This is a genomic window from Pseudoxanthomonas sp. P4_B2 (assembly GCF_056402315.1).
Genome location: NZ_JBFUHQ010000006.1, coordinates 47572 through 61625, shown reverse-complemented (window position 1 = coordinate 61625; position 14054 = coordinate 47572). Strand labels below are relative to the sequence as shown.

General features: G+C 62.6%; 12 protein-coding genes. 5 read left to right on the top strand and 7 right to left on the bottom strand.

What is annotated here, in order from left to right; genetic code table 11:
* Positions 1–79: 79 nt before the first annotated feature.
* On the bottom strand, positions 80–745 hold the full coding sequence (locus AC1DTQ_RS15400) for a TetR/AcrR family transcriptional regulator (RefSeq protein ID WP_477850693.1): 666 nt from the start codon (positions 743–745) through the stop codon (positions 80–82).
* 99 nt (positions 746–844) lie between these two features.
* On the opposite strand from AC1DTQ_RS15400, the gene AC1DTQ_RS15395 reads away from it, so the two are divergent.
* The 3 genes from AC1DTQ_RS15395 to AC1DTQ_RS15385 all read left to right on the top strand — a co-directional run bounded on the left by AC1DTQ_RS15395 (position 845) and on the right by AC1DTQ_RS15385 (position 7390).
* On the top strand, positions 845–1990 hold the full coding sequence (locus AC1DTQ_RS15395) for an efflux RND transporter periplasmic adaptor subunit (RefSeq protein ID WP_477850858.1): 1146 nt from the start codon (positions 845–847) through the stop codon (positions 1988–1990).
* A gap of 3 nt (positions 1991–1993) precedes the next feature.
* Positions 1994–5158 (top strand): efflux RND transporter permease subunit, encoded by a 3165-nt coding sequence (locus tag AC1DTQ_RS15390; protein ID WP_477850692.1) that lies wholly within the window; start codon positions 1994–1996, stop codon positions 5156–5158.
* A 294-nt stretch (positions 5159–5452) separates the two neighbouring features.
* Positions 5453–7390, top strand: a complete 1938-nt coding sequence (locus AC1DTQ_RS15385; protein ID WP_477850691.1) for a hypothetical protein — start codon at positions 5453–5455, stop codon at positions 7388–7390.
* 218 nt (positions 7391–7608) lie between these two features.
* Here AC1DTQ_RS15385 and AC1DTQ_RS15380 read toward each other — a convergent pair whose 3' ends face one another.
* Positions 7609–8094 carry a hypothetical protein gene (locus AC1DTQ_RS15380; protein WP_477850690.1) on the bottom strand — a complete coding sequence of 162 codons (486 nt, stop codon included), beginning with the start codon at positions 8092–8094 and terminating at the stop codon, positions 7609–7611.
* Between the two features lie 131 nt (positions 8095–8225).
* Between AC1DTQ_RS15380 and AC1DTQ_RS15375 the strand changes: the two genes are divergently transcribed.
* The gene (locus AC1DTQ_RS15375; RefSeq protein ID WP_477850689.1) at positions 8226–8630 is read left to right on the top strand and encodes a hypothetical protein; all 405 of its coding nucleotides are present in this window, start codon (positions 8226–8228) and stop codon (positions 8628–8630) included.
* Positions 8631–8701: 71 nt separating this feature from the next.
* Here the strand turns inward: AC1DTQ_RS15375 and AC1DTQ_RS15370 are convergent, their stop codons facing one another.
* Both AC1DTQ_RS15370 and AC1DTQ_RS15365 read right to left on the bottom strand, forming a co-directional pair.
* The gene (locus AC1DTQ_RS15370; RefSeq protein ID WP_477850687.1) at positions 8702–9181 is read right to left on the bottom strand and encodes an SRPBCC family protein; all 480 of its coding nucleotides are present in this window, start codon (positions 9179–9181) and stop codon (positions 8702–8704) included.
* A 141-nt stretch (positions 9182–9322) separates the two neighbouring features.
* Complete coding sequence (locus AC1DTQ_RS15365) at positions 9323–10492, bottom strand: YncE family protein (protein WP_477850686.1); 1170 nt, start codon at positions 10490–10492, stop codon at positions 9323–9325.
* A 223-nt stretch (positions 10493–10715) separates the two neighbouring features.
* Between AC1DTQ_RS15365 and AC1DTQ_RS15360 the strand changes: the two genes are divergently transcribed.
* Positions 10716–11651, top strand: coding sequence for an MBL fold metallo-hydrolase (locus AC1DTQ_RS15360; RefSeq protein ID WP_477850685.1), 936 nt, complete (start codon positions 10716–10718; stop codon positions 11649–11651).
* Positions 11652–11709: 58 nt separating this feature from the next.
* Here the strand turns inward: AC1DTQ_RS15360 and AC1DTQ_RS15355 are convergent, their stop codons facing one another.
* From AC1DTQ_RS15355 to AC1DTQ_RS15345, 3 genes are all read right to left on the bottom strand, one after another.
* The gene (locus AC1DTQ_RS15355; protein WP_477850684.1) at positions 11710–12414 is read right to left on the bottom strand and encodes an aspartate/glutamate racemase family protein; all 705 of its coding nucleotides are present in this window, start codon (positions 12412–12414) and stop codon (positions 11710–11712) included.
* 142 nt (positions 12415–12556) lie between these two features.
* A complete protein-coding gene (locus AC1DTQ_RS15350) occupies positions 12557–13249 on the bottom strand; it encodes a DNA alkylation repair protein (RefSeq protein WP_477850682.1) in 693 nt (230 codons plus the stop codon).
* A gap of 12 nt (positions 13250–13261) precedes the next feature.
* The gene (locus tag AC1DTQ_RS15345; RefSeq protein ID WP_477850680.1) at positions 13262–13840 is read right to left on the bottom strand and encodes a hypothetical protein; all 579 of its coding nucleotides are present in this window, start codon (positions 13838–13840) and stop codon (positions 13262–13264) included.
* Positions 13841–14054: the final 214 nt, after the last annotated feature.

Below are 14054 nucleotides of genomic sequence, written 5' to 3'. Positions count from 1 at the left end.
CAGCATGGCCGTACTACCACACCGATACGCAGTGCCGGAAGTCACCGCGACCTCCGTCATGATCGATCGCCCTGTTTTTTCAAGACTTGGCATAGGCGCGCAGGAACATATCCACGCTGGCATCCAGATGGGCGTTGACGTCGCCCCGTGCGGGCCGGGCGCAGATGCCGCACATCATTCGGCCGTGCAGCTCGCCCTTGATCAGGGCAAAGAACTGCTCAGACGCTCGTTGCACGTCGTCGATATCCAGTTCGCCCGCTTCCACACGCGACTGCAAGAAAGCGCCGAAGGCCTGGTGGGTGCGCTGCGGACCGGCTTCCCAGAACAGCTTGCGCAGCGGATCGTCGGCATTGCCTGGGGTGATCATCATGCGGTGCGTGCTGATGGCCTCGTCGCTGCTGATGAGGGCGAAGAAGCCGCTTGCGATCGCCTTGAGCTGCGCACGCAACGGACCTTTCAGCTCCTGGGCGAACAGGTCGTCCGGCAGCATTTCCTCGCACTTGGCGCGCACGGCGGCGGCGAACAGCGCTTCCTTGTCGCCGAAATGGCTGTAAACGGTGAGCTTGGAGACGCCGGCCTCGGCCGCGATCTGGTCCATGCTGACGCCGGTGTAGCCATCGCCGGCGAACAGGCGTTTGGCCGCTTCCAGGATGGCGTCGCGCTTGGCCAGGTCCTTGGGCCGGCCGGGGCCCGAAAGCCTGGGGGCCGTTTTTTGACGGCTGGCGGGGGAGGGGTTACTGACCATTTCTCAATACTAGACTAATCGGTTCGATATTTATACTATACCGTCAAGTCCATTTATTGATGAACAAGACGGAGTGTTCTCCTTATGTGCAGTGTGTCCATGCGCAATGCGCGCCGCTACGGAATTCTGCTCCTTCTTATCGTGCCTATCGTGGGGGGGCTCTCCGCCTGCGGAGGCCAGCCCGAATCGGCCGAAGTCGCGCGCCCAGTTCTGGTGGTGCATCCGGGCGGTGGCGCGCAGGCCGCGCTGTCCGCTTATGCCGGCGAAGTACGCGCCCGCGAAGAAAGCCCGCTCTCGTTCCGGGTCGGCGGCAACCTGATCCGCCGCAACGTGGATGCCGGTACCCAGGTCAAACAGGGCCAGGTCCTGGCCCTGTTGGACGCCGATGACCTGTCCCTGCAGGCGCAAGCCGCGCAAGCCCAACTGGCCGCCGCCGAAGCGGATCTGGTCCGCGCCCGCGGCGACCGCGACCGCTACGCCAAGCTGGTGGGAGACAAGCTGGTCAGCCAATCCACCTACGATGCGCAGAACGCAGCCTACAAGGCCGCCGAAGGTCAGGCCCGCGCCGTCCGTGCCCAGCTCGACGTGGCCCGCAATCAGGCCGCTTATTCGCAACTGCGCGCACCGCACGACGGCGTCATCGCCACTCGCCAGGCCGAAGCCGGGCAGGTGGTCGCCGCCGGCCAGACCATCTTTACCCTGGCCGCCGACGAGGGCCGCGAAGTGGCGATCTCCCTTCCCGAGGGCCGCATCCGCGACTTCACCGTCGGCCAGCCGGTGCTGGTGGAACTGTGGAACGCGCCGGGCGAGCGTTTGCCCGGTTTGATCCGCGAAATTTCCCCCGCCGCCGATGCGCAAACCCGCACCTACGCCGCTCGCGTGAATCTGGTCGGCGCCGCGGCCAAGGCAGTCGAACTGGGCCAGAGCGCCCGCGTCTACGTGCAGGAAACCGGACCGGAGGCGGCGCTCAGCGTGCCGCTTTCGGCGGTGCAGCGCGGTGCCAAGGGCGCGACGGCGGTATGGGTGGTCGATCCGCAGACCGGCAAGGTGAAATCGCAGCCGGTGCAGTTGGGCCGTTACGGCGAAACCGATGTGCCCGTGCTCGGCGGCCTCAAGGCCAGCGACTGGGTGGTCGGCGCCGGCGGGCATCTGCTGCGCGAAGGCCAGCCGGTCACACCGGTGGACCGCGACAATCGTCCCCTGCTGTCGAAGAAAGTCGTCGCCGTCACTCCCAAGGCGGACTGACCCATGAAGCGCTTCAATCTCTCCGAATGGGCGCTGACGCATCGCGCGCTGGTGCTGTACGCGATGATCGTGCTCGCCCTGATCGGCGCCTGGTCGTACCGGCACCTGGGCCAGTCCGAGGACCCGCCCTTCACCTTCAAAGTGATGGTGGTGCGCACCGTGTGGCCGGGCGCGCCGGCCGATGAAGTCGCCAAGCAGGTCACCGAGCGCATCGAGAAGGCGCTGATGACCACCGGCAACTACGAGTACATCCGCTCGTATTCGCGTCCCGGCGAATCGCAGGTCATCTTCGTGGCGCGCGACTCCATGCATTCGTACGAGGTGCCAGAGCTCTGGTACCAGGCGCGCAAGAAGGTCGGCGACATCAAGGCGACCCTGCCCGAGGGCGTGGTCGGTCCTTTCTTCAACGACGAATTCGGCGACACCTTCGGCAATATCTACGCGCTCACCGGCCCGGGCTTCGATTACGCGGTGATGAAGGACTACGCCGAGCGCATCCAGTTGGAACTGCAGCGCGTCGCCGACGTTGGCAAGGTGGATCTGATCGGGCTGCAGGACGAGAAGGTCTGGATAGAGCTGTCCAACACCAAGCTGGCCACGCTGGGGATTCCGCTCAGTCAGGTGCAGCAGGCGCTGGACCAGCAGAACGCGGTGACTTCGGCCGGCTTCTTCGAGACCACCAACGACCGCGTGCAGTTGCGCGTCAGCGGCGCTTTCGATTCGGTCAAGGACATCCGCGACTTCCCCATCCAGGCCGGCGGTCGCACGCTGCGGCTGGGCGACATCGCCGAGGTGCATCGCGGCTTCGCGGATCCTTCAGCGCCGAAGATGCGTTTCATGGGCCAGGACGCGATAGGCCTGGCGGTGGCGATGAAGAACGGAGGCGACATCATTCGCCTGGGCAAGACTCTGGACGCGGAATTCGAACGCCTGCAGAAAACCATTCCCACCGGCATGGAGCTGCGCAAGGTCTCCGACCAGCCGCACGCGGTGCAGGACTCGGTCGGCGAATTCGTGCGCGTGCTGACCGAAGCGGTGGTCATCGTGCTGCTGGTCAGCTTCTTCTCACTGGGCCTGCGCACCGGTCTGGTGGTGGCGGTGACCATCCCGCTGGTGCTGGCGATGACCTTCGCGGTGATGCACTACTTCAATATCGGCCTGCACAAGATCTCGCTGGGCGCGTTGGTGCTGGCGCTGGGTCTGTTGGTGGACGACGCGATCATCGCGGTGGAAATGATGGCCATCAAGATGGAGCAGGGATTCGACCGCATGCGTGCGGCCAGCTTCGCTTACACCTCGACCGCGTTCCCCATGCTCACCGGCACGCTGGTCACCGCCGCCGGCTTCCTGCCCATCGCCACTGCCGCCTCGGGCACCGGCGAATACACGCGCTCGTTGTTCCAGGTGGTCACCATCGCCCTGATCGTGTCGTGGATCGCAGCGGTGCTGTTCATTCCGTACCTCGGCGACAAGATGCTGCCGGACCTACACCAGCCCAAGCCGCCGAAGCCCGGTTCGCTGACGGCGCGCTGGCACGATTTCCGCACGCGCCTGGCTGGCCGCGTTCCCGCGTTCTCCAGCGTGCTCGCGCCCAAGGTCCACGACGGCCACGAGCACGATCCCTACCAGACCCCCTTCTACCAGCGCTACCGCAAACTGCTCGACGCCTGCCTGCGCCATCGCTGGCTAGTGATCGGCGTGACCGTGCTGGCGTTCGTGCTGTCCATCGCGCTGTTCCGCTTCGTGCCCCAGCAGTTCTTCCCCGACTCGGTGCGGCCGGAACTGATGGTGGACATGGAGCTGGCCGAAGGCAGCTCGCTGCGCTCCACCCAGGCCCAGGCCGAACGCCTAGAGAAACTGCTGGCCAAGCGCGAAGGCGTGGACAACTACGTGGCTTACGTGGGCACCGGCTCGCCGCGCTTCTACCTGCCGCTGGACCAGCAGCTTCCGCAAGCCAACTTCGCCCAGTTCGTGGTCCTGACCAAGGACATCGAGGCGCGCGAATCGATGCGCGAGTGGCTGATCAAGGAGGTGGGACCGCAGTTCCCTGAATTGCAGTTCCGCGTGACGCGGTTGGAAAACGGTCCGCCGGTCGGCTATCCCATCCAATTCCGCATCGCCGGCGAGCACATCGACCGCGTGCAGGCGCTTGCCCATCAGGTCGCCGACCAAGTGCGTGCCAATCCCAACGTCACCAACGTCAACCTGGACTGGGATGAGCCCAGTAAGGTCGTGCGCTTGAAGATCGATCAGGACCGCGCGCGCACGTTGGGCGTCAGCACCGCCGACGTATCGCACTTCCTCACCGGTTCGCTCTCGGGCCTGCGTGTCAGCACCTATCGCGAAGGAAACGAGCTGGTCGAGATCCTGCTGCGCGGTCCGGAGGACGAACGCGTGCGCCTGGACATGCTCGGCAGCCTAGCCGTGCCCACCGCCAACGGCAGCGTGCCGCTGTCGCAGATCGCCGATATCGAATACGCGTTCGAGGACGGCATCATCTGGCACCGCAACCGCTTGCCCACGGTCACCGTGCGCGCCGACATCCGCGACGGCATCACCCCGCCGACGGTGGTGGAGCAGATCCTGCCCAGCCTGGAAAAAATCCGCAGCGAGCTGCCGCAGGGCTATCTGCTGGAAACCGGCGGCACGGTCGAGGATTCGGCGCGCGGACAGAACTCGATCAAGGCCGGCCTGCCGCTGTTCCTGCTGGCGGTCGCCACGCTGCTGATGCTGCAGCTGCGCAGCTTCTCGCGCATGGCGCTGGTGATGCTGACCGCACCGTTGGGCCTGATCGGGGTGACCTTCGCGCTGCTGGTGTTCCGCGTGCCGTTCGGCTTCGTGGCCATGCTCGGCACCATCGCGTTGTCGGGCATGATCATGCGCAACTCGGTGATCCTGGTCGATCAGATCCAGCAGGACATCGACGCTGGCCACGACCGCTGGCACGCGGTCATCGACGCCACCGTGCGCCGCTTCCGTCCCATCGTGCTGACCGCGCTCGCCGCGGTGCTGGCGATGATTCCGCTGTCGCGCAGCGCCTTCTTCGGACCGATGGCCGTAGCCATCATGGGCGGCCTGACCGTGGCCACAGCGTTGACGCTGCTGTTCCTGCCGGCGCTGTACGCGGCGTGGTTCAAGGTGAAGCCGGAAGAGGGAAAAGTGACGTAGCCGTAGGTCACGCCCACAACTGACGCATTCAATCGACGATGAATAGCGTCGCGCAGGCTAGTGGCGTGCCTGACTACGCAGCTCGGTCTGTGGCCGGCGATGTTCGTCGTGTTCATGGCGATCCCGCGGATAGCGGCTGCGCCAACGGATTCGGCTTTGCGTGGCCTATGGCGATGTAGCATGCAATCATTGCTCTAAGAATAGAGATACGCAGATCGTTAATGCGGCGCAGCAGCCTGCATTGCGATGGAACAATCTCTTCTCCTCGACCCGCAACATCTACGGCGAAGGTGTATGAACCAATCTATTTCCCGACTGCTGCCATGGATCGCTGTTTTCCTCCTGTGCTCGCTGCAGGCAGCCTTGTTTGTTGGGAGCTACCGCATGTCGGCCGACGATGCAGGATTCCTGCAGCCGCTGATGAAAGGATATCCGCAGGTGTGGCAGGCGGGTGCGGTCGATGCGCATGCCCAAGGCAGGCTTGGTATGTATTTGATTCGACCGTTGAACACCCTGGCGTCGTACTGGTCAGCGTATCCACCGGCGCGGATAGGTTTCGTGTTGTTGTACTTCGCCAACTTCCTGCTCTTCGCCCGCTACATAGCCAAGCTGTTGAGAGCGGACATCCAGCTGCTGCTTTTCTCGATTCTGGTCATCGCCCATCCGCTTGCGTTGGAGCACATGCCGCCTACGGCTTATCCGCTTCAAAATACGTTACCCATGCTGCTCTTGCTGGTATCGCGAATGGCCCTTGTGGCGAAGCGGGAGGCGCCGGGCGGCCGGCGCGCCGCATTGCCCGAGGTGGCAGCGCTTTGCGTATTTGCGTTGGCCATGGGTGTTTCGGAATACGCCTTCGTGTTCGGCATCTCATTGCTTGCTGTTGAATACGGCGCCAAGCTGATATTCGCCATCCAGGAGGGGGCCTCCATGAGGGGCGCGCTTGAGCGCTTGGGTAAGAACATATTTTTCCGTATCGACTTGTTCGTCGTGGTCTTAACGTTTCTGGCTTACGCGATATTCCGGGGGTTCAATCCTTCGCAGTACGATGGCAACAGCGCAGATGGTCTCGGCCAGCCGGCCCGCGTGTTGTTCACAATGCTGGGCCACATGGCGGCCGGCACCATTTTCCCAAGGCTCGACCACGGCGTTGTCACATTGCCGGCGCCTGCCATGCTAGCGGCCTTGGCTAGCGGTGCCCTCACCTTTTTTTGCGTCTTCGTGGCAGTGCGTCAGACGGGCGGTACGCTCCGTTATCCAGCCTTGGTCGGTTTGGGATCGCTGCTGCTAGCCATGTTTATGAGCCTGCCATTGGCGGTAACGCGGAAGCAGCAGGCGTGGTGTTTGGAGGGCCATACTTGCGGGTTTCTGGATAGCCGTATTTCCTATCTTTGGTTGTGCGTGGTAGGTGTGTGCGTGATCGTCTTAGCATGGAAGCTACTCGCGCGCAGATTGTCCGCATCGATAATAGCCCTTGCACTCGGCCTGGGGGCCGCAAGCGTGGCGGTGATGGGCTACACACACAACTGGCGACAAGCCAGGCAGATGGCTGCCGCATCTCAGGCATGGAAACGTGCAGATGCCGTTGCGTGTTATCCAGCAGGAGCCCCGGCGAACGACGATGCCCTGCGAGCAATGATCGACTACCGCAATGCGGTGCTGTTCCATCCGGATGTTTCGAAGGGTGAGTATTGGCGGGAATATACATCCTCGAAGGCGATGCGTTTTTTATGTCCCGATACGGCCCAGGATCGCCAGGCACTGTTCCGCAAGGTAATGGAATCGAGTGGTCTGAAAAGGACATTGCGGCTGGGTGAGGAGGTCTCGTTTTCGCAACGTGACGGAGAGGATTTTCTCGACAATCACTGGTCATCTGAGCGTTGGGGCGTATGGTCTACGGGGGAGCGTTCGACGTTGAAGATACGCTTGGTCGATGCTGCTCAGGGCGTAGTGTTTTCCTTTGAGGCGCTGCGTCATGAGTCCGGTGCTGGCAACAAGCCGGTGGTCGTCAGCATCAACGGACAACCCATGGCAGTTGTGTCGCTTACTTCCCGTGCTCAGCAATACCAGATTCGCATTCCTAGTTCAGTGATGGACCTGTCGTCAGACGGAATCACCATCATTGAATTTCTGGTTGCGGACCCGTCCAGTCCTGCACGAGATGGTTCGGGTCTAGACAAGCGTCTTCTGGGAGTAGGATTAGTGAAGATACAATTGGATCCAGATAATGGCTGATGTCGGATTGATCATTGGCGCCAACATGCGCCAGTAATCATGGCGCCCATCGAAGCTGCATGGCGGCTTAAAGTGTCTAGCAAAAACCTACGCTCACCGTCTCTTGAAATTGTTTGGGTGATGCAAGTCGCAAAGCTCTCGATCGTTCATTCGTGACTAGGCTCGAAACGATTTGGCTGGAAATCTGGCGAATTTTATATTGAGAGACAGCCTGGCGCTCAACCCCCGCGCCGCGCCCGCCGCGCGAACAGCGTACACACCACGCCGAACACCATATGCGCCACCACGCTCATCGCTATCCAATCCGGATGCTTGAACGAGGGCGATGCGCCTACGCGGGACAGCGGCAGCACCACGAAGTTCATCACCAGATACAGGCCCACGCCGTACAGCAGGCCGCTCATCACCGGTTTTTCCACCAGCAGGCGGAAGCGGAAGCTGAGCGCGATGCAGATCACCACGAAGGCGGTGGCCATGGCGACGTGCAGTCCGGCACCCAGCAGCGCCGTTGCCGTGCCGCCTTCGTAGCTGGCCTTGCCCAGCACGCCTACGGCAATGCTCTGGAACACTTGGGTCAGGCCTTTGGTATTCCATTTGAACCAGAGCGCGATGGCGAAGAGGGCGTCGGCTACGGCGATCAGCAGGCCTCCATACACGGCTTGTTTCCAGTCGATGGAGCGTTTTGAGTAGGCGGCGGTGATCATGGCGGAACCTGATGATGGCGGTACGCCTTGATAGGGCCGGGAGGTCGCGCCGTCAATCGTCCGCGGCGCGATACCGGCGAACCGCCGTTTTCGGCAAACCGGTCGGTACCGTCTGCACGCCCATTTGTCCGGTGGACAAGTCTCACTCCGTCCGCCGAACGGTGCTTGATGTGCGACGCACCAATCCGCAAATTGGCGGCGGGGAAGAATGCGCTTGGCGCGACGCTATCTTGGGGACGGGGATGCAAGCGGGAAAATTGAACTGGAGTAGCGCCTCTTTGTGGGTGCTGATTGCGAGTTGTTACCTGACGATCAGCGGAATGCTGACCTTCCTGGCTACCCTCGTCTGGCCGGTCTGGCTCACTGGGGCTGTGCTGTTTACCTTGGTCATCGGCGCGCCGTCCTTGATCCTGCGTATGGCGATCGGCCATCGCACGAAGTTCCGCTTCGGATCGAGCCCTGCGCAAGCGGTCGTCGCAGGCGTCGCAGTTTTCTTTTATCTGGGCCTGGTGGCTTTCTTCGTCGCAGAGCTGTAGGTCGAAAGGGCGGCTGTCGCACGCTCCTTACGGGAGGAGAGTTGGATTAATTACCCGACCTACGACCTCGTTCAGTCCTTGTGCGACTCGCACACCTGCTTGAGGTTGGCTAGCACCTGACCCCAGGCGAAGTTGTTGAAGCCGGCGAAAGGGCTGGCCTCGTCGTAATGCGTCTGCCGGAAATCCAGGGTGGTGATCGGCTTGTCCTTGGCATCGTTTTCGGCGCGGTCGCGTTCGATGTCGGCCGCTGCGCTGGGTCCTTCGGACAGTTCGAAGAGGAAGTGGGTGCCGGTCCATGCCGACGCAGGACTGGTCGGGGGATGTTCGCTGATGCATTCCCATTCCACACGTTGGTTGGGCAGGCGTTGCAGCACTTTCAGGCGGACGGTGCCGTGTTGCTCGCCAGGGTTGTGCTCCAGCACCAGCCCGGCGTCGGTCTGCACCGCCGTCTGTTGGTCCCACCAGGTGCCGATTCTTTCGGGTTCGGATAGCGCGGCATAGACCTGCGCGATGGGCGCCCGAATCGCTAGTTGATGATGGATGCTCGCCATGGTCGTCTCCTTTTTGGTCGCAATCCAGAGGAGGAGCGAGGTTAGCGCCGCGTTTGCATACGCGGAGTTAAACGAGATTCTGAAGGCGGGCTAGTGCGCAGCAGGCGATAAGCCGCAGGCGCATCTCATCGTCGCCTCCGCTCAGCGCCCGGAAACACCGTAAGACACCGGCGCGCCGTCCTCGAAGACGAGAGGCGGCGCCGCGATCTCGAGCGTTTCGCCTTCGATGCGAAACAGATGCAGCGAACGGTCGCCCATGCTCTGCGCAAATACGGTGCGGGAATCGTCGAGAAAACCGACGCCCTGCGCCCAGGCGCCGAACGGCGCTTCGGCGATGCGGTGCAGGCGCTTGCCGTCGATCTTCAGCAACACCACGCGGCTCGAGGGCGAATAGAACGGGTTTGTCTTGGGCAATGTGCTCATGTTCTGCAGCGAGGCAGCGGCATAACGTCCATCCGGAGAACACGCGACGCCCTCGGGCGCGGGTCCCACACTGACCGTATCGATCACACGTGGCGTAGCGGCGCCCACGTCGAGCAGGCTGACCGTGTCGATATCGCCGGTGACTTTGCCGTAGTTGCCCACCACGGCCAGTCCGCTGCGGCCGCAATACGACAATGCGGTCGGGTAGATGCCGGCGCTCAGTTCCCGGATCGCCGGTATCTTCAAGCGTCCGTTCTCCACTGCGAACACGCCGATGCGTCCTCGATCGGGAAACGAGATGAGCAGTCGTTTGCCGTCAGGCGCGAACGCCGCCGCTAAGGGGCCCGCGTCTTTGCCCAGCGACACTTTCTCCACGATCCTGGCGCGGCTGCCCGCCAGCGCCAGCACCGTGGCGCTGTCATCGGCGTTGTGGATCGCAAGCGCCAGGGTACCGGTGGGATCGATCGCGACCGAGGAAGGCGACGCGCCCAACTCGATCGTCTGCACGACGCGTATGGGCGATGCGGCAAGGTCGATCACCGTCAGTCTGTTGTCGGGTACAAGTTCTTTCGGATTGTTGGGGTCGATGCGCAGGGATGCAGTCACCAGCGCCAACTTGCCGTCGGCGGTGATGGCGACCGAGGACGGTGGGCCTTGGAAACTGGTCGGCGCGCGCACCTGGCCGAGCCGTTTCGTCCGGGCGCCCGAGAATTCGAAGAACACGACGGAATCGGCGGGTGGGGAGTCGACGATCTGCAATTCGCCTTCCACCATCACGGCTTTGGGGTCGAGGGCGACGCCGACGACTTGCGCCGCGGCCCTCGGCGCGAGAGCCGCGAGTAGTGCGGCGGCCAGGATTTTCTTGCAGCGCATACGAAAGAGACTCACGGGCGGGATTCGAAGAGTAGCCGATTCGACGAGCCTCACCGGGTGGGCCTTGGCCCACCGTCGCCATGTTTCAGATTGCGTTGGCGTCAGAGGGGAAGCGGTGGGCTGAAGTCCACCCTACGGACCTTACATGACCGGGTCGACGTCTACAGAACGACAACGCGGGGATTGCGATGATCGGAGCCGGAGGGGAGGACTTTGATTCCTGCTCAGGAGCTCGACCATGAAACTACAACTGATCCTCGCGGCTGCGACGCTTTCGCTGGTGGCATGCTCGCCGCCCTCCACGACCACTCCGGCCGAGCCGGCGGCAGAACCGACGGCCGCGCCAGCAGCCCCTGCGCAGATCAGCTCCGATATCCATCGGTTCAAGATCGGAGCCCTGGACGCCATCGCTCTGAAGGACGGCGATATCACCGTGCCCAACGACGGCAAGACCGTAGGTGTCGGACAGCCACCTGCGGCGGTCTCGGCGCTGTTGGCCGCCGCGGGGCAACCTACCGACAAGGTCGAACTCAGCATACAGCCGCTGCTGGTCCGCACGGAAAACCGCATCGTGCTGTTCGATACCGGTGCGGGCAAGGCGGACTTTGCTGTCGCCGGTCGATTGAACGCTTCCCTGCGCGCGGCGGGCGTCGAGCCCGCGGAAGTGACCGACATCTTTATTTCGCACAGCCATCCGGATCATGTGGGTGGACTGGTCGACGCCCAGGGCGCGCTGGTCTTTCCGAATGCGACGATCCATCTCTCGGCTGTCGAATGGACGTCGATGAAGGGCAGCGCCGAACAAGCCTCTCTCGTGCATGCGATCACACCCAAGGTGGCGGCTTTCCAGCCCGGAGAAAGCATCGCGCCAGGGGTCACGGCGGTGGCCATCTACGGGCATACGTCCGGTCATTCCGGAGCCGAGATCGCATCGCAAGGGGAGCGATTGCTCTACATCGGCGACACGGCCCACCATTCGATCATTTCCGTGCAGCGGCCAGATTGGAAGATCGCTTTCGACGAAGATGCGCCGAAAGCCCAAGCCGCCCGTCGGGCGATGCTGCAAAAAGCCGCCGATGAGAACCTGCGGGTCTACGCCGTTCACTTCCCCTTCCCGGGTCTCGGACGCGTGCGCAAGCAAGGAGCCGATTTCGTCTGGATTCCGGAGCAGTGACGCTGCGTATCGGGCTACGTTATTCGTAGCGCCGTAAGGCGGAATCCGTGCGGACGGGTTATGCGGGCGAATCGATCAGTGCGGTCTCTACGGCCGCTGCCGCATGCAGCGCGGTGGTGTCGAATAGCGGCACCGAGGCATCGGAGGCGTCCACCAGCAGCGAGATTTCGGTGCAGCCCAGGATGATGGATTGCGCGCCCTGCGCCACCAGCGCGGCCATGATCCTGCGATATTCGGCGCGGGAGGCCGGTAGTACGGTGCCTAGGCACAGTTCTTCGTAGATGACGCGGTGGACTAGGTCGCGGTCGGCGGCTTCGGGGACGATGACGCGCAAGCCATGACGGTCGCGTAGGCGGTCGCGGTAGAAGGCTTCTTCCATGGTGAAGCGGGTGGCGATCAGGCCGACCACGGTGTGTCCGGCGTGTTTGATGGCGGCGGCCGTGGGGTCGGCGATATGCAGCAGCGGGATCGATACGGCCGCTTCGATCTGGGCGGCGACCTTGTGCATGGTGTTGGTGCAGACGACCAAGAAATCCGCGCCGGCCGCCTGCAAGGCGCGCGCGGCGTCGGCCAGCAACGCGCCGGCGGCATCCCAGTCGCCGCTGTGCTGCAGTTGTTCGATGTCGTGGAAGTCGACGCTGTACAGGACGATACGCGCCGAATGCAATCCCCCCAGGCGTTGCTTGGTCAGTTCGTTGATCTGGCGGTAGTAGGGAAGGGTCGATTCCCAGCTCATGCCGCCGATGAGGCCGATGGTTTTCACGCCGAGCTCCGTTGGTCCACAAAAGTCTTCGTATAGTGTCGCAGCTCGCGAAGAGTGGAGAACAGCATAAGGTGGGGCCCTGGCCCACTGCCATGTGCAAACTAGACGTTCTCCAAACACATGCGGTGGGCTTGAGCCCACCCTATGAAGCCTGCGTCGCGCGCAAGGCTTCCCGGCGCGACAACGGCGACAGCTTGTCACCCATGCGGTCGACGAATTCCCTGACCGCCTGCGGTTGGTGCCAGCTATAGTCGCGCAGCGCCCAACCTATGGCTTTGCGGATGAAGAAATCGCTTTCCGGCGCCAGCGTTGTGGCAAAGCGGAACAGGCGCGCCGCGTCGGTATCCGACTTCCATCGCAGCTGGTGCAGCATGGCGATGCGGCGTACCCACAGGTCGGGATGAATCAGCGCGGCTTCGATCAGTTTTTCCATCTCTTGCGAATGGCGCCAGCGATACAGGACGTCGCCGACCCCGCCGGCTAGGCCGTCGACCGTATCCCACCAGGATTTTTGTTGTGCCAGTTCCAGCATCGCCGGCACGTGGCCCAGTTCCAGCTTGCGGGAAAATTTCGCGAGAATATCGATGGCCGCGTACTGGAATTCGCGTTCCGGCATCGCCCACAACCGCTCAGCGGCCGCCAGCAAGGCATCGGCGTCGGCTGTCTTCAGCGTCGCCAGCAGCGGCTTCAAAGCCTGTCGCCGCGCCGGGGTGGGGATGCCCAGGAAGTCGTAGCGCTGCTTCATATATGCCTTCATCGCCGACGCGCGCGCTGGATCGGCCAGTGGCAGCAAGAGCAGGTTCGCCTGTCTGCAAATGTCGGGGAGGTTTTCCATCTCAGCAGCCATCTAAAGCGTAGACAAAAGCTGTTCCCGCTTTCGGCCAGCTTTGTGATGCATGGCAAGCGCGCGAAGAGATTTGGGTTGAACGGTTCTGATCAGCTCGAACGTGTCGCGGATCACGCGGTCGATACGAGGACCGCCGCCACCGAGCAACGTCTCAGTCAGTGCGGGGACTATCAACGAGAGCAACGTCGGGTGGTCCGACACAAAAAAAGCCAGTTGCCGGAGAGCATGCGAGCGCCTGAGGTTGTGCGGTTCGGTATTTGCAAGGATCACTAGTCCTCTGATCCTCTCGGCGGCCAGTTCAGGGTGGCTGATTGCCAGCTCGCGGATCGGCCAGGCGGACACGGTGACGATGGGATTGATTTCGCCTTGTTCCCGCGCAGACATGAGCGCTTCTTCGAGCACCTGCTCGCGGACTTTCCTTGCGAGGTGCGGTGCAATGCTCGCGAGTGCCTGGCACCGGTACCAAGGATGCTTGATGTCGCGTGCAAGCTTGAGGGCGGCATTCGGGTCCTTGGGCGCGGTATCAGCGACCCTCGCACGACCACTCACGTCTTCTCTTGTAATTTCGCGCACGTACATGGGATCTAAATATCAGCTGTGAACAGGCGGGAGCAAGGGAAATGAGCATGTAGCCTGGGTAGAGCGTAGCGAAACCCAGGGCCTTTCAGCGCGATGCAGAGAGAGCCCCGGTCCACCGCTGGCTTCCTCGGAAACCTAATTCCGCCATTGCGGGCGCTGACTTTTGGCACATGGGTGGCATAGGCATCGCTGCCTATGCTCGCGACAACCCGGG

Coding starts and splice junctions, on each gene's coding strand:
- AC1DTQ_RS15400 (WP_477850693.1), bottom strand. CDS start 745: ATGGTCAGTAACCCCTCCCCCGCCAGCCGTCAAAAAACGGCCCCCAGG.
- AC1DTQ_RS15380 (WP_477850690.1), bottom strand. CDS start 8,094: ATGATCACCGCCGCCTACTCAAAACGCTCCATCGACTGGAAACAAGCC.
- AC1DTQ_RS15395 (WP_477850858.1), top strand. CDS start 845: ATGCGCAATGCGCGCCGCTACGGAATTCTGCTCCTTCTTATCGTGCCT.
- AC1DTQ_RS15350 (WP_477850682.1), bottom strand. CDS start 13,249: ATGGAAAACCTCCCCGACATTTGCAGACAGGCGAACCTGCTCTTGCTG.
- AC1DTQ_RS15390 (WP_477850692.1), top strand. CDS start 1,994: ATGAAGCGCTTCAATCTCTCCGAATGGGCGCTGACGCATCGCGCGCTG.
- AC1DTQ_RS15385 (WP_477850691.1), top strand. CDS start 5,453: ATGAACCAATCTATTTCCCGACTGCTGCCATGGATCGCTGTTTTCCTC.
- AC1DTQ_RS15345 (WP_477850680.1), bottom strand. CDS start 13,840: ATGTACGTGCGCGAAATTACAAGAGAAGACGTGAGTGGTCGTGCGAGG.
- AC1DTQ_RS15360 (WP_477850685.1), top strand. CDS start 10,716: ATGAAACTACAACTGATCCTCGCGGCTGCGACGCTTTCGCTGGTGGCA.
- AC1DTQ_RS15370 (WP_477850687.1), bottom strand. CDS start 9,181: ATGGCGAGCATCCATCATCAACTAGCGATTCGGGCGCCCATCGCGCAG.